A 22,581-nucleotide genomic window follows, 5' to 3' on the forward strand; every position below is an offset into this window, starting at 1 on the left:
GATTTACCGGTACACTATCCCCATCATATTTCAGGCTGTTTTGTGCCCTTACGCGTACCCCGGCAGTACCGGGTAAAAAGGAATGATGAGTAATCCCATAATGAATAATGTACAAAAGAGAAAGAAACGCACAGGCATTACGATTGCCGTTCTCCTTCTGGGCGCAGCCGGTTACGGTACCTATCATTACTTTAACTCTGCGGCACCGGCCACCCCGCCCGCTGCCGGAAAACCGGGGGCTTCCGCAGGCAAAAACAGCAACCGTCCCGGCCGCCTGCCGCTGGCACCGGTGCAGGTAGCCAAAGCCGTTTCGGAGACCATTCCCCGTACCTTGTCAGCTCTCGGTACTGTGCAGGCGGCAAATTCTGTGACGGTGACCAGCCGCGTGGAAGGGCAACTGATGCAAATCCATTTTGAGGAAGGTCAGAAAGTGAATGCCGGTGATTTGCTGTTCACTATCGACCCGCGTCCGTTTGAGATCCAGCTGGCCCAGGCTCAGGGACAGCTCGCCAAAGATCAGGCCACGCTCGCCAATGCCCGCCGTGACCTGAGCCGCTATCAAAAACTCGCGACCACTAATGTGATTTCGCAACAGGAGCTGGATACCCAGCAGGCAACCGTCAAATCGGCGGAAGCCGGTATTAAGGTGGATCAGGCCGCTATCGACAGCGCGAAACTGCAACTGACCTACAGCCGCATCACCGCGCCTATCAGCGGAAAAATGGGTCTGCGTCAGGTGGATACCGGCAACTTTATTACCGCCGGAACTGCCATGCCGCTGGTGGTGATCAACCAGACCGCACCTGCCGATGTACTGTTTACCGTTCCGGAAAATGATATTCCGCTGATCCGCATGGCGCAGCGCACTATGCCCGAACTCACGGTCACCGCGCTGAGCAAAGATAACAGCATCCGCCTGGCTCAGGGCAAACTGCTGACCCTGGATAACCAGATAGATGCCGCCACCGGCACAGTAAAAGCCAAAGCACGGTTTACCAATGATGATGACCTGCTGTTCCCGAACCAGTTTGTCAATGTGCTGCTGCAGGTCGGCCAGCTGGAGAATGCGGTGGTGATCCCGAATGCTGCACTGCAGATGGGAACGGAAGGCAATTATGTCTGGCTGCTGGAAGCCGAAAATAAAGTCCGCAAACAGATTGTGGATGTGGAATTACAGACCCCGGAACGCGTGGTGATCAAAAGCGGCGTCAGCGCCGGTGATACCCTGGTGACAGACGGAATCGACCGTCTGACTGACGGCGCGCAGGTGGAAGTGGTGTCCGGTGAGAAAAAAGCCGCAGCCGGAGATAAGGCCTGATGTCCGGAAACAATCCTGAAACCCGTGCCGGCGGCCCGTCCCGCCTGTTTATTCTGCGTCCGGTCGCCACCAGCCTGTTTATGCTGGCGATCCTGCTGGCGGGGATTGTCGGCTACCGTATGCTGCCGGTTTCATCGCTGCCGGAAGTGGATTACCCGACTATCCGCGTGGTGACACTCTATCCCGGTGCCAGTCCGGATGTGATGACCTCCGCCGTGACCGCGCCGCTGGAGCGCCAGTTCGGGCAGATGTCCGGACTGAAACAGATGTCGTCGCAAAGCTCGGGCGGCGCCTCTGTTATTACCCTGATGTTCCAGCTCTCCCTGCCGCTTGATGTGGCGGTGCAGGAAGTGCAGGCATCCATCAACGCGGCAACCAATCTGCTGCCGAATGATCTGCCTTATCCGCCGATTTACAGCAAAGTGAACCCGGCGGATCCGCCGGTACTGACCCTTGCCGTTACTTCCGATGCCATGCCGATGACGCGGTTACAGGATATGGTGGAGAACCGCATCGCCCAAAAAATCTCCCAGGTGGAAGGGGTCGGGCTGGTAACACTCGCGGGCGGCCAGCGCCCTGCCGTGCGGGTGCAGTTAAATGCCAATGCTGTCGCCGCTTACGGGCTGGACAGCGAAACTATCCGCACCGCAATTAACAACGCCAACGTCAACTCCGCCAAAGGGAGCCTCGACGGCCCGGCGCGTTCGGTAACGCTGTCCGCTAACGACCAGATGAAATCGGCGGAAGATTATCAGAACCTGATTGTCAGCTACAAAAACAATGCCCCGATCCGTTTGCGGGATGTGGCAACCGTACAGGAAGGACCGGAAAACACTCAGCTGGGTGCCTGGGTTAATGATAAACAGGCCATTGTCATTAATGTGCAGCGCCAGCCCGGCGCAAACGTGATTTCCACCACCGATACCATCCGTGCTCTGATCCCGGAGCTGGTGGAAACCCTGCCGGAATCCGTCACCGTAACGGTTCTGACTGACCGGACAGATGCTATCCGCGCCTCGGTCAAAGATGTGCAGTTTGAACTGTTCCTGGCGATTGCGCTGGTGATCATGGTGATGTATCTGTTCCTGCGCAATATGGCCGCGACCCTGATCCCGGGAGTGGCAGTACCGCTCTCGCTGGTCGGTACGTTCGCGGTGATGTATTTCTGCGGCTTTTCCGTCAATAACCTGACACTGATGGCACTGACTATCGCCACCGGGTTTGTGGTGGATGATGCAATTGTGGTGGTGGAAAACATCGCCCGCTATCTGGAAAAAGGCGACAAGCCGCTGACCGCTGCCCTGAAAGGTGCCGGTGAGATTGGCTTTACCATTATCTCACTGACCTTCTCGCTGATTGCCGTATTAATCCCTCTGTTATTTATGGGGGATATCGTCGGCCGCCTGTTCCGTGAGTTTGCCATCACCCTTGCGGTGGCGATCCTGATTTCCGGTGTGGTGTCACTGACACTGACACCGATGATGTGCGCCCGGTTCCTGAAACCTGAATCCGCTCACCGTCATAACCGCTTTAACCGCGCCACTGAACGCTTTTTTGAGCGGGTGATTGCCGGTTACGGCCGCTGGCTGACATGGGTGCTGCGCCATCAGTGGCTGACACTCGGGGTTGCGTTCAGTACCATGGCGATCACCGTCATGCTCTATCTGTTTATTCCGAAAGGCTTTTTCCCGATCCAGGATAACGGACTGATTCAGGGCACGCTGGAAGCGCCGCAGTCTGTGTCGTTTCAGGCCATGAGTGAGAAACAGCAGGCGGTCAGCCGTCTGCTGGCGGATGACCCCGCGGTCGCCAATATCGCCGCCTTTGCCGGTATCGACGGCAGCAATGCCACACTGAACACCGGACGCCTGCAAATCACCCTGAAACCGCTGTCTGAGCGGGCTGACCGCGCGGAAGCTATCATCACGCGGTTACAGGAGAAAGCTGATTCCCTGCCCGGCGTGAAACTGTATCTCCAGCCGTCTCAGGATCTGACTATCGATACCCAGACCTCCCGCACGCAGTATCAGTTTACCTTACAGGCGAATTCCCTGGAGGAGCTGGATCTGTGGGTGCCGCGTCTGATGACAGAATTAGAGAGCAGTGATGCCCTGACTGACACCGGCAATGACTGGCAGAACAAAGGACTGGTTGCCTATATCGATATTGACCGTGACACCGCGTCACGGCTGGGGCTGACCATGACCAATATTGATAACGCGCTGTACAATGCGTTCGGTCAGCGGCTGATCTCCACGATTTATACCCAGGCCAGTCAGTACCGCGTGGTGCTGGAAAATAACACCGCGCTGACACCGGGCGCAGATGCCCTCAGCAGCATCCGCCTGACCAATAAAGACGGCAACTCCGTGCCGTTGTCAGCCTTTGCCACTGTCTCGCAGCGCTTCGGGCCGCTGGCGATCAATCATCTGGCTCAGTTCCCGTCCGCCACCTTCTCCGTTAATATCCCGGCGGGCGGTTCACTGGAAGCGGCTGTGAATGCGGTGAAATCAGCGGAGCAGCGTATCGGCCTGCCGAAAGATATCACCACACAATTCCAGGGGGCGACCCTCGCCTTTGAAAATGCCCTGTCCAATACCTTGTGGCTGATCCTTGCCGCTGTCGTGGCAATGTATATTGTGCTCGGCATTCTGTATGAGAGTTTTATTCATCCGATTACTATCCTCTCCACCCTGCCCACCGCCGGGGTCGGTGCCCTGCTGGCACTGATTATGGCGGGTAATGAGCTGGATGTGATCGCGATTATCGGTATTATTCTGCTGATCGGGATTGTGAAGAAAAACGCCATTATGATGATTGACTTTGCCCTTGCGGCAGAGCGCGAACAGGGGCTGTCGCCGTATGATGCGATTTATCAGGCATGTCTTCTGCGTTTCCGCCCGATCCTGATGACCACCATGGCCGCGCTGTTCGGTGCAGTACCGCTGATGCTCAGTACCGGGGTCGGTGCCGAGCTGCGTCAGCCGCTGGGGGTCTGTATGGTCGGCGGGCTGATTATGAGCCAGATCCTGACCCTCTTTACCACCCCGGTGATTTACCTGCTGTTTGACCGCCTGTCTCACTGGCGCGATAACGCCCGGTTTACCCCGGAAAATGACAACACGGGGGCCTCATCATGAGGCTGTTCGCCCTGTTTATCGCCCGCCCGGTGGCCACGACGCTGATAAGCCTCGCCATCACCCTGTGCGGGGCGATCAGCTTCCTGTTCCTGCCTGTGGCACCGCTGCCACAGGTGGATTATCCGGTGATTAATATCTCGGCATCACTGCCGGGTGCTTCGCCGGAAACCATGGCATCCTCTGTCGCCACGCCGCTGGAGCGCTCGCTCGGGCAGATAGCCGGGGTGTCGGAAATGACCTCCTCCAGTTCCCTCGGCAGTACCAGTATTACCCTGGAATTTGAGCTTAACCGCGACATCAACGGTGCTGCCCGCGATGTACAGGCGGCACTGAATGCCGCGCAGAACCTGCTGCCGTCCGGGATGCCGTCGCGGCCGCGTTACTATAAATCCAACCCGTCCGATGCGCCGATCATGATCCTGACGCTGACATCGGACACCCTCGATACCGGCAAACTCTATGATATCGCCTCCACCCGGCTGGCACAGCGCCTGTCACAGATTGAAGGCGTGAGTGAGGTTTCAGTCGGCGGCGGCTCGCTGCCTGCCGTGCGGGTGGAGCTTAATCCGTCACAGCTGTTTAACCAGGGGGTTTCCCTTGACAGTGTCCGCAACGCAATCAGCGATGCCAACGTGCTGCGTCCGCAGGGATCGGTGTCTGACAATGAACGCCGCTGGCAGATTGACAGCAACAGTGAACTGAAAACGGCGGAGGATTATCGTCCGCTGATTGTGCATTACAATGACGGCGCGGCGGTACGGCTGGCCGATGTCGCCACCGTGAAAGACTCGGTACAAAACGTCCGCGCCGCCGGGATGAGCAACGGCAAGCCAGCGATTCTGCTGGTGATCCGCCGTGAAGCCGGTGCCAATATTATCGCCACCGTGGCCCGTATCCGCGAGCAACTGCCTGTATTGCAGGATACCATTCCCGCCAGCGTGGATCTGCAGGTTGCCCAGGATCGCACACCCACCATCCGCGCCTCACTGACCGAAGTGGAACGCGCACTGACCATTGCGGTGGGGCTGGTGATCCTGGTGGTGTTCCTGTTTCTGCGTTCCGGACGCGCCACTATTATCCCGGCGCTGGTCGTGCCGGTTTCTCTTATCGGCACCTTTAGTGCCATGTATCTGTGCGGGTTCAGCCTCAATAACCTGTCACTGATGGCCCTGACCGTCGCTACCGGCTTTGTGGTGGATGATGCGATTGTGGTGCTGGAGAATATCGCCCGTCATATTGAAAACGGCCTGAAACCGAAAGAAGCGGCGCTCAAGGGGGTCAGCGAAGTCGGGTTTACCGTGCTTTCCATGAGTATCTCGCTGGTGGCGGTGTTTATTCCGCTGCTGCTGATGGATGGCCTCGTCGGGCGGCTGTTCCGCGAATTTGCCATCACCCTGACCACCGCCATTGCTATCTCACTGGTGATCTCGCTGACACTCACCCCGATGCTTTGTGCTCATCTGCTGAAAAACCGCGCAGCACCGGCACGGGAGCGTAAACGTGGTGCAGGCCGGATCCTGTTCCGCATCCAGCAATGGTACGGGCGCAGCCTGACCGTGGTGCTGGCACACAGCCGCTGGGTGCTGCTGATTTTCACCGGCACCATTGCTCTCGCGGTCTGGCTTTATATTTCTGTGCCGAAAACCTTTTTCCCGGATCAGGATACCGGGCGGCTGCTGGGCTTTGTCCGCGCTGATCAGAGCATTTCGTTCCAGTCGATGGAGCAGAAAATGCGCACCTTTATGCAGCGCATTCACAGTGATAAAGATGTCGCCAGTGTCACCGGTTTTACCGGCGGCGGACGGGTGAACAGCGGATTTATGTTTATCTCGCTCAATCCGCTGGATGAGCGGACAGACAGCGCCCAGGATGTCATTAACAGGCTGCGCGTCACTCTCGCGGATGAACCGGGTGCCAATCTGTTTCTGATCCCGGTGCAGGATGTGCGCGTGGGTGGCCGAGAGTCTAACTCCAGTTATCAGTACTCCCTGCTGGCGGATGATTTATCCCTGCTGCGTGAATGGGAGCCGAAAATCCGCAAGGCGCTCGGCGAACTGCCGCAACTGACCGATGTAAACTCAGATAAAGAAGATAAAGGCGCGGAGATGGCGCTGACCTATGACCGTGATGTGATGGCGCAGCTCGGCATCAGTGTTAATGATGCCAATAACCTGCTGAATAACGCCTTCGGTCAGCGGCAGATCTCCACCATTTATGAGCCGCTGAACCAGTATAAAGTGGTGATGGAAGTCGCGCCGCAATATACCCAGGATGTCAGCGCGCTGGATAAAATGTTTGTCATCAATAAAGAGAGACAACCGGTTCCGCTGGCGTATTTCGCACAATGGCGTCCGGCGAATGCGCCGCTGAGTGTTAACCATCAGGGATTGTCAGCGGCCTCGACGATCGGCTTTAACGTGGCGGAAGGCTATTCCCTGTCAGACGCAGTGGCGGCGGTCGAACGCACTATGGTGGAGCTGGGTGTGCCGTCCGGGGTGCGCGGTACTTTTGCCGGAACCGCGCAGCTGTTCCAGGAGACATTACAGTCCCAGGTGCTGCTGATTATCGCCGCTATTATCACGGTATATCTGGTGCTCGGCATGCTGTATGAGAGCTTTATTCATCCGCTGACCATCTTATCCACCCTGCCCTCGGCGGGGGTCGGCGCACTGCTGGCGCTGCGCTTCTTTGACACGCCGTTCAGTCTGATCGCCCTGATAGGAATTATGCTGCTGATAGGGATCGTGAAGAAAAACGCCATTATTATGGTGGACTTTGCCATTGCCGCCCAGCGCGGCGGACAAAGTGCGCGGGATGCGATTTTCCAGGCCTGCCTTCTGCGCTTCCGTCCGATCCTGATGACCACGCTGGCCGCCCTGTTCGGTGCGCTGCCGCTGGCGCTCGGCAGCGGAGACGGTGCGGAACTGCGCCAGCCGCTCGGGATAACCGTGGTCGGCGGGTTGCTGGTCAGTCAGATCCTGACACTCTATACCACGCCGGTGATTTACCTGTTCTTTGACCGGCTGCGCCGCAAAAAAACCGGAGAATCCGCCGGGCAATCCGTTATCAGTACGGAGGGAAATGCATGAAAACCGGAATAGGTCACAAACTGTTTCTCGCCATTTTTGCCACCTGTATGCTGGTGGTGCTGACCATGCATCTGGCTATCCGTTTCAGTTTTGAGCAGGGCTTTCTCGGCTATCTTCAGCGCTCCGCCGAAGACCGGACGGAGATGATCGCCGATGTTGTCGCTGAACAATATGCCGATTACGGCAGCTGGTATTTTCTGCGCAATAATCAGCGCGGTTTTATGCAGGCACTGCGGGCGCTGGATACCGACCGCCATATGGAGCATATGGAGCGCGGCTGGAAAATGCGTTTCTGGCTGCTGGATGAGGATGACCGCCGCCTGTTCGGGCACGGCCCGGTCCCCCCCGGCGAACTCTACCGCAAACCGGTAAAATACAATGATAATATCGTCGGCTGGGTGGTGATGCCGGCGGATGACAATATCAACCGTGCCGCCGACCAGAGCTTTTCACATCAGCAGGCACGCACCAGCTGGATAGTCTCGGCGCTGGTGCTGCTGGTGACTCTGGTAGTCACCTGGCTGCTGACGCGCGGCTTCCTGCGTCCGGTCAAACGGCTGGCAGAAGGCACACATCAGCTGGCAGCGGGTAATTTCAGCAGCCGCGTGCCGGTTCACGGCAAAGATGAAATCGCGCAGCTGGCCAATGACTTTAATCAGCTCGCTTCCGCGCTGGAGAAAAATGAGCTGATGCGCCGCGACTATATGGCGGATGTCTCACACGAACTGCGTACTCCGCTGGCGGTGTTACAGGGTGAACTGGAAGCTCTTCAGGACGGGATCCGCCAGCCGACACCGGAAACCCTGGCGTCTCTGCTGGCGGAAGTGCAGACTCTGACAAAACTGGTCAGCGACCTGCATCAGCTGTCATTATCCGATCGCGGCTCACTCTCTTACCGCAAAGAGTTATGCAATCTGACCGATGTGATCAGCCGGTCTATCGGCGTATTCCGCCACCGGTTGCAGGAAAAAGGTCTCTCCGTCACAACGGAGCTGCCGGATAACCTGATGATTTTCGGGGATGATGCGCGGCTCGGCCAGCTGTTCCATAATCTGCTGGAAAACAGCCTGCGTTACACCGACAGCGGCGGACAGATTGTGGTACGCGGGCGGCAGGATGAAACACAGATCCGCATCGACTGGTCAGACAGTGCACCGGGGCTGACTGAAGAACAATTTTCACAGATTTTTGAGCGTTTCTACCGCAGCGAATCCTCCCGCAACCGGGCCAGCGGCGGATCCGGACTCGGCCTTGCGATTTGTGATAAAATCGCGGAAGCGCATCACGGGCAGATAAGTGCATCCGCGTCCCCGCTCGGCGGCGTGACCATCACTCTGATCCTGCCCCGCCCTGACTGACAGGAGTTGACTGCATGGAACAAAATGCTGAACTGATTCTTATTGTGGAAGATGAGCCGAAACTGGCTCAGTTACTGACAGATTACCTGCACGCCGCCCATTACCGCACGCACTGGCTGGCACGCGGCGGCGAAGTTACGGCCTGGGTGCAGGAAAATAAACCGGATCTGATTTTGCTGGATCTGATGCTGCCGGAGAAAGACGGCCTGACACTCTGCCGTGAAATCCGTCAGTTCAGTGACGTGCCCATCATGATGGTCACGGCAAAAACCGAAGAGATTGACCGCCTGCTGGGGCTGGAAATCGGTGCGGATGATTATGTCTGCAAGCCTTACAGTCCGCGTGAGGTGGTGGCGCGGATCAAAACCATTCTGCGCCGCTGTCAGCGCAGTAACGATACCTCAGAGGATAAATGTGACACCCTGACTATTGATGAGGTGAATTATCAGGTGCGTTTCGGGACACAAAGCCTGGATCTCACTCAGGTTGAATTCCGCCTGCTGCGCACCATGGTGTCACAGCCGGGCACCGTACTGTCACGCAATCAGTTGCTGGATAATCTGTATGATGATTACCGCGTGGTCACTGACCGCACGATTGACAGCCATATCAAAAATCTGCGCCGCAAGCTCGGACAATTAGACGGTGACCGCGATTTTATTCATTCCGTCTACGGGCTGGGTTACCGCTGGGAAGGCGGTCCGGCAGAGATTATTGCCGCCACCATTATCTGATAAAAAACGGCGGAATATCCGCCGTTTGTTGTTTCTCTGATTACTGAATAACGGACGGACGCTTCAGCCGTGCCAGGATTTTATCAAGCGTATTTTGTTCATCCTGTAATAAATCCGCTTTTGCAATACGGAATGTCCGATCCAGCTCTGCTGTTCTGATATGCAGTTTCAGCGCAGCGCGGTTGTCTGTTATCACAGTGAAAGCACTCAGCGGCGCTTCATAGCAGACCGCGTACTGCCCCGGGGTAAACAGCAGGTTATCACCGGCAATCGCCAGCATCGGATAATACTGGATACGCCGCGCGTTAATCACCAGCACAATCGCCACCGCGACCATAATGCCGCCGATATCCATCCCGAACACCAGCAGTGCCACGCCGAGAATTCCGTACAGCACCGCCATGCTGATCTGGCGCTGTTTATTGAATTTCAGCAGGACCTCAAACGGCAGTTGTGCCAGTTTCGGTACTGTTTTCAGTGACCGGTAGACCACGCGGTTGTAGTCGTAGAGGTAACCGACGATAAAGACAAAGCCCAGCGGAATAAAAATAATACCGCCGATCATGGCGAGAACCAGGCCCAGTTTCGGCTGGTTACGCAAGAATGCCAGACTGGCCAGCTGTGCGGCCATCCCGCCGGTCATCAGAATTTTCACGTACGGTAAGACTTCAATCATCTGCTGCATCTGATAATCCAGTTGATCCCGGTACGGCTCAAGTGCCGACGGAATATAGGAGATAATCCCCAGGAAAATCAGGTTAAGAACCAAACCGATCCAGACTGCAATATGACGTTTTTCCATGTATCCACGCTGTAACAGGCTATAGTAAATGATAGTGCGGCAGAAATTATCCGCCGCGCAACTGAATTTAACGAAACTATATCAAATCGTTATCCGATATTCATGCCATTTTCAGTAATTCATTTGATACCGGGCGGATGACGCGCTAGAATCCAACGCCTTGATTACGCCTCCCCCTCCGGGGAAGGTTCTGACTTGAACTCAGATCGGAATACATTATGTTTACACCCGAATTACTCTCTCCGGCGGGCTCGCTGAAGAATATGCGCTATGCGTTCGCCTATGGTGCGGATGCGGTCTATGCCGGACAGCCACGTTACAGCCTGCGTGTCCGTAACAACGAATTTAACCATGAAAACCTCGCCAAAGGCATTCAGGAAGCCCACGAACTGGGCAAGAAATTCTATGTCGTGGTCAATATCGCCCCGCATAACGCCAAACTGAAAACCTTTATCCGTGACCTGGAGCCGGTGATTGCCATGGGTCCGGACGCACTGATTATGTCTGACCCCGGCCTGATCATGATGGTGCGCGAGCATTTCCCGCAGATGGATATCCATTTATCCGTTCAGGCCAATGCCGTGAACTGGGCAACCGTTAAATTCTGGCATCAGATGGGCCTGACCCGTGTGATCCTCTCCCGTGAACTGTCACTCGAAGAAATCGCCGATATCCGCAAAAATGTACCGGAAATTGAGCTGGAAGTGTTTGTTCACGGTGCACTGTGCATGGCCTACTCCGGCCGTTGCCTGCTCTCCGGTTATATCAACAAACGTGACCCGAACCAGGGTACCTGCACCAATGCCTGCCGCTGGGAATATAAAGTCGAGGAAGGCAAAGAGGATGTGGTCGGTAATATCGTCCACAAGCAGGAACCGATTCCGGTGAAAAACATTGAGCCGACCCTCGGTGCCGGTGCCCCGACAGACAAAGTATTCCTGATTGAGGAAGCACAGCGTCCGGGCGAATATATGACCGCGTTCGAAGATGAACACGGTACTTATATTATGAACTCCAAAGATCTGCGGGCTATCGAGCACGTCGAAAAACTGACGCAGATGGGTGTTCACTCCCTGAAAATCGAGGGCCGTACCAAATCCTTCTATTACTGCGCCCGTACCGCACAGGTTTACCGCCGTGCTATTGATGATGCTGTTGCCGGAAAACCGTTTGACCCGTCGCTGCTGACCACGCTGGAAGGCCTGGCACACCGCGGTTATACCGAAGGATTCCTGCGCCGCCATACCCATGACTCTTATCAGACGTATGAGTACGGTTATTCCGTTTCTGATTCCCAGCAGTTTGTCGGTGAGTTTACCGGCAACCGCGTGAACGGCCTGGCTGAAGTGGATGTGAAAAACAAATTCTCCGTCGGCGACAGCCTGGAACTGATGACGCCTAACGGCAATATCAGCTTTACCCTCGATGCCATGAATAACCGCAAAGGGGAAGCCACCGAAGTCGCGCCGGGTAACGGTCATATTGTTTATCTGCCGGTACCGGATGATGTAAACCTGGAATTTGCATTGCTGATCCGTAACTTACCGGGCACCAGCACCCGTAATCCGCATATGCCGGAATTTACCGACGCTGCGGCCACCAACGGGTAAAATTCTGAATTTTCGAATCCGATCACAACAATCACGTTAGTTATTTCGTAGTATCGGACAGGAAAATGAAGAACTAAAACGCAACATGTAATACCAGGAACCACCTCCTTGGTTGGCTCAATCTCCCTTGAGCCAACCTTTTCTTTTTGTGCCCTTCTCTTTTTTCTCCGCCCATTTTTCCCGGCATAAACTGTCCGTGTTTGTTATCTTTAAAAGACGTAATCTGAACACGGAGTCTGATATGGCGGAAACGCATATAGTGGTTCTTAACGGAAAACGTGCCGGTGATGACGGTATTCGTCAGGCTGTCCGGCACCTGCGGGAAAGCGGTGAGGACATTCAGGTGCGGGTGACGTGGGAGCCGGAGGATATTCCCCGTTTTGTCCGCGAAGCCCGTCAGCTGAAAGCGGCAACCGTGATTGCAGCCGGAGGCGACGGCACGATTAATGCCGTATGCAGTGCCCTGATGACTTATCCGGCTGAAAAACGCCCGGTTCTCGGCATTCTGCCGCTCGGCACCGCCAATGATTTTGCCACCGCAGCCGGAATACCGGCGGATAAAACCAAAGCCCTGCTTCTGGCCGCCAAAGGCAGTCCGGTCGCCATTGATATCGGCTGTATCAATGAATCTCATTATTTTATCAATATGGCTACGGGCGGATTCGGCCCGAAAATCACCACAGATACCCCGGAAGCCCTGAAAAGCACCTTCGGCGGTGCCGCCTATTTTCTCCACGGCCTGACACGCAGCGATTTGCTGAAAGCGGATCACTGTACTATCAGCTGTGATGATTTCCACTGGCAGGATGACGCGCTGGTGATTGGTGTCGGCAACGGCTGCCAGGCGGGCGGCGGACATAAACTGTGCCCGGATGCGCGGATCAATGACGGTCTGCTCAACCTGAGTATTCTGCCGGAACGCAACTGGCCGCGCTCACTCTGGAACAGCCTCTTTAATGAGGGTGAGGCGGAAGGCGTCATCATGAAGCGCAGCACACGGATCACCATCAGCGCGGCACATGAGATGGTGTTTAATCTCGACGGCGAACCGCTGACTGGTCAGCAATTCACCTTTTCCGTGCTGCCTGAAGCGATCCAGTGCCGGTTACCGCCACACTGCGGGTTGTTATCTTAAACACAATCCACGACAATCCGTGACAATTTTATAACACGCTACAGGAATCGGAGTTTACTTACCATGACTGATATCGTTAAGTTGTTAGGCAATGATGCATCATCTCTTCTTGAACACACCTGCACCACCATTCCCAAAGACAATCTTTATCTGCCGGGCGATGACTTTGTCACCCGCGTGATGATTGATAATAACCGGCCGAATACCGTGCTGCGCTCCATGCAGTCACTGTTTAATCACGGCCGTCTGGCGGGTACCGGTTATCTTTCTATTCTGCCGGTGGATCAGGGTGTTGAGCACTCTGCCGCAGCCTCTTTTGCCGCTAACCCGCTCTATTTTGATCCGAAAAATATTGTCGAGCTGGCTATCGAGGCAGGCTGTAACTGTGTTGCCTCTACCTACGGTGTACTGGCTTCTGTTGCCCGCCGCTACGCACACCGCATCCCGTTCCTTGTCAAAATCAACCACAATGAAACCCTGAGCCTGCCTGCGCAGTATGATCAGACACTGTATGCCAGTGTTGAACAGGCTTTCGAAATGGGCGCTGTGGCTGTCGGCGCGACGATTTATTTCGGCTCACCGGAATCCCGCCGTCAGATAGAAGAAATCTCTGCGGCCTTTGAACGCGCCCATGAACTGGGCATGGTGACCGTGCTGTGGGCTTATCTGCGCAACCCGGCCTTCAAAAAAGACGGGGTGGATTATCATGCCAGCGCGGATTTAACCGGCCAGGCAAACCATCTTGCGGCCACTATCGGTGCGGATATCGTCAAACAGAAAATGGCGGAAAACAACGGCGGCTTTAAAGCTATCGGCTTCAGCCATACTGATGAGCGCGTTTACAGCACACTGACCACGGATAACCCGATTGACCTGGTCCGTTATCAGCTGGCGAACTGCTATATGGGCCGTGCGGGGCTGATTAACTCCGGCGGTGCATCCGGTAATAATGACCTGGCGGATGCGGTCCGTACTGCGGTGATCAACAAACGTGCCGGTGGTATGGGGCTGATCCTCGGCCGTAAAGCCTTTAAGAAATCGATGAAAGACGGGGTGGCACTGATTAATGCAGTGCAGGATGTGTATCTCGATAAGAAAGTGACGATTGCTTAAATGCAGAACAGGCCGGATAACCGGCCTGATTTTTTTGTGCTCCCTGTTTGTTCCGGGGAGCTGCTGATAACGGGCAAAACGAAAAGCATGCCCGTTATCCGCTTATTACCTGTACTGCAGATTACTTTTCAGCAGACAGATAATTATCGTTTCTTCTTCTTCCGTCCTGCCTGAGCAAAGCGCTGGCGGTTACTATCGCTGCTGCTCTCTTTCTTCTTCTGCTGTTTGTCAGAGCCCGGATAAACCGGCGGAGCAACTTTAATTTTGTTATCGCGCTTCTGTGGTTTTGCAGCCGGCTTTTTGACTTTTTTATCTTCAGATGAGGATTTTTCAATCGCATCAAAGAGTTCGAGCAGCTCGTCATCCGTTAAATCACGCCATTCCCCCACCGGGATCCCGGTCAGGCTGATATTCATGATGCGAACACGCTCGAGTTTCGTCACTTCATAACCGAAATGCTCACACATGCGGCGGATCTGACGGTTCAGCCCCTGAATCAGCGTGATGCGGAAAACAAAGGGTGCTTCCTGCTTCACTTTACATTTTTTGGTCACCGTACCGAGGATCGGCACACCCGCGCCCATACCACGGATAAAATCATCGGTGATCGGTTTATTTACCGTCACCACATACTCTTTCTGGTGATCGTTACCGGCACGCAGAATTTTGTTTACCAGGTCGCCGTGGTTAGTCAGGAAAATCAATCCCTGTGAATCTTTATCCAGGCGGCCGATAGGGAAGATACGGGTGCTGTGATTGACGAAATCGACAATATTATCTTTCTCGCCTTCATCGGTGGTGCTGACGATACCCACCGGTTTATTGAGGGCAATCAGCACCAGATCATCCTGCTCCCGCGCCTCAATCAGTTGTCCGTTGACTTTAACCACATCACCCGGCATCACCTGTGAGCCGATAGCCGCACGTTTGCCGTTGATCAGGACTAATCCCTGCTCAATATAGCGGTCCGCATCCCGGCGGGAGCAGATGCCGCTTTCGCTGATGTATTTATTAAGACGCACAGATGAACCCGTTTCCATATCTTCCCCCCTGAAAAGCGCGCAATATACACCAATTATCGTGTGATATCACCACCACTGATAAAAATGGTGAACCGGGCCATGTCCGTGCCCCACTTCCAGGCTGTCTGCCGCCGCCAGCGCCCCGTGCAGATACTGTTTTGCCGCCTCCGTGGTTTCCGCCCAGTCCGCACACTGAGGCCGCAGTGCCGCCATTGCCGCAGACAATGTACAGCCGGTGCCATGGCTGTTTTTGGTCGGAATACGGGTTGAGGTAAAGCGGTGGCGGCCATCCGGCAGAAACAGCCAGTCAGGGCTTTCGGCGTTATCCAGATGTCCGCCCTTCAACAATACGGCGTTTGCCCCGGCGGCCATCAGTGCCTCGCCCTGCCGCTGCATCATTTTTTCATCTGTGGCGACGGACGTTTTCAGCAATGCCGCCGCTTCGGGAAGATTGGGGGTAATAACCGAAACGTGAGGTAATAATTCAGAGATCAGTAAATCAACCGCTTCGGCTTTCAGCAGCGGATCGCCGCTTTTCGCCAGCATGACTGTATCCAGTACCACGTACGGCACAGGATACTGACGCAGTTTCTCAGCCACGGTGCGGATCACGCCGCCGTCAGACAACATACCAATCTTGGCGCTGTCAATTCTGACATCCGTCAGTACCGCATCCAGTTGTGCTGCGACAAATTCCGGCGGAACAGAATGAACAGAATTTACGCCACAGGTATTTTGTGCCACCAGCGCTGTTATTACCGTGGTGCCGTAAACGCCCAGTGCAGAAAAGGTTTTTAAATCTGCCTGGATACCCGCGCCGCCGCTCGGATCCGTTCCTGCAATGGTTAATGCGTTGATTCTCACCTGATATCTCCTGTTTTGCTGTACCACTCTGTATAGTGAATTATACGCATCCGGTGACAGGAAACCACCGCAGAGCAGGCAATAAAAAACCCCATGCCCGCAAGGGCACAGGGTCTGAATTTGCGTCAGTGATATACACTCGTCGTTAAAACGGCTATCAGGCTGTCGCGTTGACCACGCTGGTAAAACCAACTATCAGGGGCAATTTTATTGCCGGAGATAATTATGCTTTAGTGACGTTGGCAGCAGCAGGGCCTTTAGGACCATCCTGCACTTCAAATTCAACTTGTTGGCCTTCAGCAAGTGTTTTGAAACCATCGGTCATGATTGCAGAGAAGTGTACGAACACGTCTTTGCTGCCATCAGCTGGAGTGATGAAACCAAAACCTTTTGATTCGTTAAACCACTTAACGGTGCCTTTAAGTTTAGCCATTGATAAAATTCCTATCCTACAAATTTGCCGATAACCGGCGTATACAAACTAGTCGTTACTGCTTAAAAAACAGAAGCGTACCTCGTTTACCCATTTGAGTTATCACATAGGACAGGTCGGAAATCAAGCGATTTTTTCAGCGGGAAGATCTGGTGCACATATTTAGAAATATTAATAACATGTTCAGGTAAATTTATACGGAAAATTGATAACCGCTTGTGTTTAAACATATAAAAAAATTACAACTTTGTTCCTTTCCTGCAAGAACGATAAGCTGCCTTACTTCATTATTTCCGGACTAAGAATCTGCCTGGTTCCGGTAGCCGTTGATATTTTGTTTAGATTTAAGCCGGATTAGCAGTATAAAAATAATATGAAATCTATGTTACTATAATTGTTGTCTACTAATTAGCATCATTTGTTATGAGCAAAATAATCGTTTTAGGATAAATGATTATTGTCACACCAGGAGTCATTCATGAAGCTTTCTTTAAGCACAATCAGCGCCCTGACGCTCACCTCTCTGCTGATGGCCGCACAGCCCGCAGCAGCACAGGAACAGGACACACACCAAAGTGACAGCGTCACAAATGATACTGCAGCTTCAGAAGGACTGTGGGGAACGTTTAAACGCAACGTTACCAACGTCTGGCAATCAGACCAGTATGATTTATATGTCCCGTTCTGGACATGGCATAACCGCCTGACCTACGACAAAGAAAAAACTGATAAATACAATGAAAAGCCGTGGGGTGCCGGGTTCGGCAAGTCCTACTATGATGAGGATAATGACTGGCACAGCCTGTACGCCATGGCATTTAAGGATTCACACAATAAATGGGAGCCGATTGTCGGTTACGGATTCCAGAAGATGTGGATGCCGCACGGGCAGGATGGTTTCAAAGCCGGTGTCGGCTTTACCATTGGCGTGACGGCGCGGGATGACTATCACTATATCCCGATCCCGGTACCGCTGCCGCTGGCGTCGGTGGAATATAACCGCCTCGCGATTCAGGCCACTTATATTCCGGGCACTTACAATAACGGTAACGTCCTGTTTATGTGGGCCCGCTGGCAGTTTTAAGCCTTTTTAAACATAAAAAACCGGGGATTTTTCCACGGTTTTTTATTGCCTGACATTATGCTTTCGCTGCACGGCGGCGTTCATAATAGCGGTATGTCAGCCACAGGAAGCCAATCCAGAAAGGCAGCAGGATCACTGAAATCCGCAGACCATCCATCAGGGCAATCAGTACCAGGATAAAGGCCAGGAACACGAGACAGATATAGTTGCCCCACGGATACCACAGTGCCTTAAAGAACGGCTCCACACCCTCTTTCATCTTCGCCTGACGGAATTTCAGGTTGGAGATACAGATCATGATCCAGTTAATCACCAGTGTGGTAACCACCAGCGACATCAGCAGCGAGAACGCTTCTTTCGGCAGCAGATAGTTGATCAGGATCCCCACTGAGGTGACCAGACCGGACAGAATAATCGAGTTCACCGGTACACCACGCGGACTGATGCGTTTCAGGAATGCCGGCGCATTACCCTGACGTGCCAGGCTGTAGAGCATGCGGCTGTTGCTGTAAACACCACTGTTGTAAACAGAGAGAGCGGCAGTCAGTACCACCACGTTCAGCACATGAGCAATCCACAGATTGATATTGCCCTGCACAGAATCCGCAGCACCAAAGGCATGGCCGATTTCACGGAAGATCAGCACAAACGGACTGACGTTCTCGACAATTTTTGTCCACGGATAGAGAGAAAGGATAACGGTAATGGAACCGATATAGAAAATCAGGATACGGTAAACCACCTGATTGATAGCTTTCGGAATGCTGTAACGCGGGTTTTCCGCTTCCGCTGCCGCCAGGCCGACCAGCTCGAGGCCGCCGAAGGAGAACATAATGATAGCCATCGCGAAAATCAGCCCGCCCCAGCCGTGCGGCATAAATCCGCCGAACTCCCAGAGGTTACTGACAGAGGCTTCCGGGCCGCCGTTACCGCTGATCAGCAGATAAGCACCAAAGGCAATCATACCAAGAATGGCCACCACTTTGATCATGGCAAACCAGAATTCGGTTTCCCCGTAAACCTTGACGTTCACCAGGTTTACCAGGTTTATCAGCACAAAGAAAACTGCCGCAGAGATCCAGGTCGGGACATCCCACCAGAATTTAATATACTCGCCGACCGCCGTCAGTTCCGCCATACCCACCAGAACAAACATCGCCCAATAGTTCCAGCCGGATAAAAAGCCGGCAAAACCACACCAGTATTTATGGGCAAAGTGACTGAATGACCCCGTAACCGGCTCTTCCGCCACCATCTCACCAAGCTGGCGCATGATCAGAAACGCGATAAACCCGGCGACTGCATAACCGAGCAGGACAGAAGGCCCTGCCATCTGAATCGTTGTGGCTGTTCCCAGAAACAGCCCCGTACCCACAGCACCACCCAATGCGATAAGCTGTATGTGTCTGTTTTTTAATCCGCGCTTGAGCGTCTGCTCCTGCTGTACTTCTGACATTAGATCCTCTGTAACGGCTATATTATTATTCTGCGTCGTGCATCACTGCATCCTGAAAAGTTTAAGCCCGTTATTAAAACATCATTTTGCTGCCTTGAATACCGTTAGCAACAAGATAATCAGAGGGAAAAGGCAAAACTCAGCCCTTGTCTGACGGAATAAATTTCGTAATTTCACAGATTCCCAGCATAAAATCCTCACGCTGATCACAGTACTTATCGAGCGCCGCAATATAAAAAAATACACCGGCAACAATCAGCAGCAGGATAATTATGATTTTTTTCATGTTTCGCCTATTTTCATCTGAATTATACCCGTTTAAAAGATTTCGTTACATTCCGGTATCGTCACATACTTTAGCGGAATGAGTGTGCTGTTTCACAAAAAAATTCATTTCATCAGCAGGAAGCGCATAAACAGATAACACCCTGTTTTGTCATAATGAAATAAACTTGTATACTTGGAAAACCCTGAAACTGAGCCGAAATCATCAATGCCGCAAGATAATCATGTCGCACTTGTGTGCGCACTTAGTAAATGGATAGAAAACCACACAGGTCGTGTTATCCACCTCGAAGAACTGGCTGCCTATTCCGGGTACTCGCTCTGGCATATGCAGAAGATCTTCAAAGAAGTTGCCGGGATCTCGCTCGGCAAATACATCCGTCAGCGCCGTCTGGCCGGTGCGGTTAACGCCCTGCGCCGGAGTGAACAGACTATCTTTGATATCGCCCTTGATTTCGGTTTCGGGTCGCAATCTCATTTCACCTATATGTTCCGCAAAGAATATAACATCACCCCTTACGACTACCGCCAGAACCCGGATATCACTCTGGATATCAAAGAGCCGTGGCATTTCAGTCATGACTGTAACTAAGGCAACTTAAACAATTAATAACAAAACTATATTTAGCCATATGATTTTAGCTATCTTATTCAGCATTCAGATTGGCAGGACAAATCCCTGCCACAGCACAACATACGGTGTATCCGGCTGTTTTTGATGAATAACGGCAATCTTATCGCGCAACAGGCGGTTTTATTGACATCCCCCCGAAATGGCGGCATAACATTTTAACTGTCTGTTATTTTGTTGCCGCTGTTTTCAGGAGCCTGCATGTCCGTAAAACTTATCGCCATTGACCTCGATGGCACCCTGCTTAACTCTCACCATCAGATTACCCCCGCTGTCAGTGCTGCTGTCACCCGCGCAAGAGAGAAAGGTCTGCATGTTATCCTGACGTCCGGCCGCCCGTTTAACGGCATCCTGCCCTACCTCCGGGAGCTTGGGCTGGATAAAGCAAATCATTATTGCATCAGTAACAACGGTGCGGTGATCCATGATGCCGAAACCGGCGAGCCGGTGATTGAAACGCTGATGGATTTTGAGGATTACCGCTATTTTGAGGCGCTGGCCCGGGATATTAACGTGCATTTCCATGTGCTGAGTAACGGTGAAATGTTTACCACAAACCGTGATATCAGCCACTACACGCTGATGGATGCGTACCTGACACAAACACAGCTGCACTATCGTCCGCTGGCGGAAATGGACAGCGAAATGCAGTTCAGCAAATTTATGATGATTGATAACCCGCTGCGCCTGAATGAAGCCGCCGGTTATATCCCGCAGGTCTCCTTTGACAGCTACAATATTCTGCGGACGGCACCGCATTTTGTGGAGATTTCGGCCAAAAACGCCACGAAGGGACAGGCAGTTGCGCTAATCACCGAAAAACTGGGGCTGACACCGGACAAAGTCATGTGTATCGGCGATCAGAACAATGATATTTCCATGCTGGAATACGCCGGAGTGGGTGTCGCAATGGGCAATGCCGCCGACCACATTAAACAAAAATCCGGATATGTGACGACCTCAAATGATGAGGATGGTGTGGCGGCAGCCATAGAAAAGTTTGTGTGACCGGGATTATATTTTTTCAAATTCCCCTAATTAATGAATTTGTTCCGTTTACTCTTCTGAGTCTTTTAATCAACCTGCATTTTGTTACTATTTTAACGGTTTCATTTAAAAAATAACTAAATCACAGTATTTAATTTTAACATGTACAGGTTGTTTTATGTTTTCAACAAAAGACATGCTCGTTCTCGGGATGATGGTTTTTGCGCTTTTCCTGGGTGCGGGCAACATAATTTTTCCTCCGATGGCGGGTTATCACTCGGGAACTGACTGGTTCAGTGCCTCCCTCGGATTTATCGTCACCGGCGTCGTTCTGCCGTTTCTTACCCTGATTACTGTTGCGGTCAAAGGCCGTGGTGAGCGGCTTTCTGTCGATCTGCCGCGCTGGGTTTCTATGACATTCTGGGTGGCGCTCTATCTGATCCTCGGCTCAACATTCGCCATGCCGCGTGTCACCAACACCGCGTATGAACTGGGTTTTCTGCCGCTCGGTTTCGTTGAGAAAAGCACCGCCAGCCATCTGATTTTTGCCTTTGTGTTTAACTTCGTTTCTATGTTTTTTATGCTTAAACAGGGAACGATGATTAGCGCCATCGGTAAGTTTATGACCCCGGCCCTGCTGTTCCTGCTGGTTGCCGTGGGGATCGCCGTGGTGCGCACCCCGCTCTCCCCGATTAATGAACCGATCAATCAGTATGTGGATTTTGCGTTCTTCTCCGGTATTGTCGATGGTTATCAGACCATGGATGTGCTGTCCGCAATGGCGTTCGGCGGTATTGTTGCCCGCGCGCTGGCTTCACGCGGGGTCACTTCGCCGCAGGACGTGGTGGTTATCACTATCAAAGCCGGGCTGATTGCAGTCGGGCTGCTGGCTGCACTCTATATCTGCCTGTTTTATCTGGGTGCGACCAGTGATGCGGTTTCACAGACAGCCACCAACGGCGGACAGATTTTCTCCCGCTATGTCGATGCCCTTTACGGCGCGCTCGGTACCTGGCTGATGTGCGGTATCGTACTGCTCGCCAGTATGACCACCTTTGTCGGCGTAACCAGTGCCTGTGCGGATTTCTTCGCGACATTCAACCCGCGTCTGGACTACCGTTTCTGGGTGGTGGTATCCACACTGCTGACCACCATTGTCTCCACCTTCGGCCTTGATACACTGCTGCGCGTCACCATTCCGGTGCTGCTGCTGATCTCCCCGACCACCGTTGCACTGGTGTTCCTGCAGTTTGCCCGCCGCAAAATGCGTAATCCGCGTTTTACCTACGGCTTTACTGTCGCGGTGCTGGTGGTGATGAGTGCGTTCGACACCCTGAATAACATCGGTCTGCTCAGTGAAAATGTGCTGGCAGTGTTACACCGGATGCCGCTGTTTAAGGAAGGGATCGGCTGGTTACTGCCGGGCGTGATTGCCTTTATCATCTCATTTGTTGCCGGCAATATGAGACCGGCAAAACCACAGCCGGATGCGGCCGCGTAAACACAAAAGCCCGGTTATC

Annotated in this window: 18 protein-coding genes; 12 read left to right on the forward strand and 6 right to left on the reverse strand. The window is 53.2% G+C overall.

Going from position 1 to position 22,581, the window contains the following annotated elements; all coding sequences use genetic code 11:
- Positions 1–100 precede the first annotated feature (100 nt).
- From HMPREF3119_RS12835 to baeR, 5 genes are read left to right on the forward strand one after another with little or no spacing between them, the layout of a single operon-like run.
- Positions 101–1,318: an MdtA/MuxA family multidrug efflux RND transporter periplasmic adaptor subunit gene (locus HMPREF3119_RS12835; protein ID WP_070579935.1), complete on the forward strand. Its 1,218-nt coding sequence runs from the start codon at positions 101–103 to the stop codon at positions 1,316–1,318.
- Positions 1,318–4,458, forward strand: coding sequence for an MdtB/MuxB family multidrug efflux RND transporter permease subunit (locus HMPREF3119_RS12840; protein ID WP_070579937.1), 3,141 nt, complete (start codon positions 1,318–1,320; stop codon positions 4,456–4,458). Before HMPREF3119_RS12835 ends, HMPREF3119_RS12840 begins: the two co-directional genes overlap by 1 nt.
- Complete coding sequence (mdtC, locus tag HMPREF3119_RS12845; RefSeq protein ID WP_070579940.1) at positions 4,455–7,547, forward strand: multidrug efflux RND transporter permease subunit MdtC; 3,093 nt, start codon at positions 4,455–4,457, stop codon at positions 7,545–7,547. The genes HMPREF3119_RS12840 and mdtC overlap by 4 nt, the downstream gene beginning before the upstream one ends.
- Complete coding sequence (gene baeS, locus HMPREF3119_RS12850) at positions 7,544–8,905, forward strand: envelope stress sensor histidine kinase BaeS (protein ID WP_070579943.1); 1,362 nt, start codon at positions 7,544–7,546, stop codon at positions 8,903–8,905. Before mdtC ends, baeS begins: the two co-directional genes overlap by 4 nt.
- Before the next feature lie 14 nt (positions 8,906–8,919).
- Positions 8,920–9,639 carry an envelope stress response regulator BaeR gene (gene baeR / locus HMPREF3119_RS12855; protein ID WP_004235233.1) on the forward strand — a complete coding sequence of 240 codons (720 nt, stop codon included), beginning with the start codon at positions 8,920–8,922 and terminating at the stop codon, positions 9,637–9,639.
- Between the two features lie 40 nt (positions 9,640–9,679).
- Here baeR and HMPREF3119_RS12860 read toward each other — a convergent pair whose 3' ends face one another.
- Complete coding sequence (locus tag HMPREF3119_RS12860) at positions 9,680–10,441, reverse strand: hypothetical protein (protein ID WP_032098393.1); 762 nt, start codon at positions 10,439–10,441, stop codon at positions 9,680–9,682.
- A gap of 218 nt (positions 10,442–10,659) precedes the next feature.
- Between HMPREF3119_RS12860 and yegQ the strand changes: the two genes are divergently transcribed.
- The 3 genes from yegQ (at position 10,660) to fbaB (ending at position 14,299) form a co-directional block, all read left to right on the forward strand.
- Positions 10,660–12,051, forward strand: a complete 1,392-nt coding sequence (gene yegQ / locus HMPREF3119_RS12865; protein WP_036417738.1) for a prephenate-dependent tRNA uridine(34) hydroxylase TrhP — start codon at positions 10,660–10,662, stop codon at positions 12,049–12,051.
- 241 nt (positions 12,052–12,292) lie between these two features.
- Positions 12,293–13,186 carry a lipid kinase YegS gene (gene yegS / locus HMPREF3119_RS12870; RefSeq protein WP_004235229.1) on the forward strand — a complete coding sequence of 298 codons (894 nt, stop codon included), beginning with the start codon at positions 12,293–12,295 and terminating at the stop codon, positions 13,184–13,186.
- 63 nt (positions 13,187–13,249) lie between these two features.
- Entirely contained in the window at positions 13,250–14,299 is a 1,050-nt protein-coding gene (gene fbaB / locus HMPREF3119_RS12875; protein ID WP_004235228.1) for a class I fructose-bisphosphate aldolase, read from the forward strand.
- A 143-nt stretch (positions 14,300–14,442) separates the two neighbouring features.
- Here the strand turns inward: fbaB and rluF are convergent, their stop codons facing one another.
- The 3 genes from rluF to cspE all read right to left on the reverse strand — a co-directional run bounded on the left by rluF (position 14,443) and on the right by cspE (position 16,618).
- A complete protein-coding gene (gene rluF, locus HMPREF3119_RS12880; RefSeq protein WP_070579946.1) occupies positions 14,443–15,339 on the reverse strand; it encodes a 23S rRNA pseudouridine(2604) synthase RluF in 897 nt (298 codons plus the stop codon).
- A 48-nt stretch (positions 15,340–15,387) separates the two neighbouring features.
- Positions 15,388–16,185 carry a bifunctional hydroxymethylpyrimidine kinase/phosphomethylpyrimidine kinase gene (thiD, locus tag HMPREF3119_RS12885; protein ID WP_036415055.1) on the reverse strand — a complete coding sequence of 266 codons (798 nt, stop codon included), beginning with the start codon at positions 16,183–16,185 and terminating at the stop codon, positions 15,388–15,390.
- 223 nt (positions 16,186–16,408) lie between these two features.
- Positions 16,409–16,618, reverse strand: a complete 210-nt coding sequence (cspE, locus tag HMPREF3119_RS12890) for a transcription antiterminator/RNA stability regulator CspE (RefSeq protein WP_004239901.1) — start codon at positions 16,616–16,618, stop codon at positions 16,409–16,411.
- A gap of 478 nt (positions 16,619–17,096) precedes the next feature.
- Between cspE and pagP the strand changes: the two genes are divergently transcribed.
- Positions 17,097–17,702, forward strand: coding sequence for a lipid IV(A) palmitoyltransferase PagP (gene pagP, locus HMPREF3119_RS12895; RefSeq protein ID WP_004235223.1), 606 nt, complete (start codon positions 17,097–17,099; stop codon positions 17,700–17,702).
- A gap of 55 nt (positions 17,703–17,757) precedes the next feature.
- Here pagP and HMPREF3119_RS12900 read toward each other — a convergent pair whose 3' ends face one another.
- Together HMPREF3119_RS12900 and HMPREF3119_RS12905 are read right to left on the reverse strand one after the other, a co-directional pair.
- Positions 17,758–19,158, reverse strand: a complete 1,401-nt coding sequence (locus HMPREF3119_RS12900) for an amino acid permease (RefSeq protein ID WP_036417741.1) — start codon at positions 19,156–19,158, stop codon at positions 17,758–17,760.
- A gap of 139 nt (positions 19,159–19,297) precedes the next feature.
- Positions 19,298–19,444: a PhoP/PhoQ regulatory lipoprotein MgrB gene (locus HMPREF3119_RS12905; RefSeq protein ID WP_025154858.1), complete on the reverse strand. Its 147-nt coding sequence runs from the start codon at positions 19,442–19,444 to the stop codon at positions 19,298–19,300.
- Positions 19,445–19,651: 207 nt separating this feature from the next.
- Here HMPREF3119_RS12905 and HMPREF3119_RS12910 point away from each other — a divergent pair, with 207 nt between their 5' ends.
- From HMPREF3119_RS12910 to brnQ, 3 genes are all read left to right on the forward strand, one after another.
- Positions 19,652–20,035 carry a helix-turn-helix domain-containing protein gene (locus tag HMPREF3119_RS12910; protein WP_015422774.1) on the forward strand — a complete coding sequence of 128 codons (384 nt, stop codon included), beginning with the start codon at positions 19,652–19,654 and terminating at the stop codon, positions 20,033–20,035.
- 240 nt (positions 20,036–20,275) lie between these two features.
- Entirely contained in the window at positions 20,276–21,082 is an 807-nt protein-coding gene (yidA, locus tag HMPREF3119_RS12915) for a sugar-phosphatase (RefSeq protein WP_004235219.1), read from the forward strand.
- A gap of 157 nt (positions 21,083–21,239) precedes the next feature.
- Positions 21,240–22,562, forward strand: coding sequence for a branched-chain amino acid transport system II carrier protein (brnQ, locus tag HMPREF3119_RS12920; protein WP_070579949.1), 1,323 nt, complete (start codon positions 21,240–21,242; stop codon positions 22,560–22,562).
- Positions 22,563–22,581: the final 19 nt, after the last annotated feature.

Origin of the sequence: Morganella sp. HMSC11D09 (assembly GCF_001807955.1) — a bacterium.
Lineage (GTDB): Bacteria > Pseudomonadota > Gammaproteobacteria > Enterobacterales > Enterobacteriaceae > Morganella > Morganella morganii.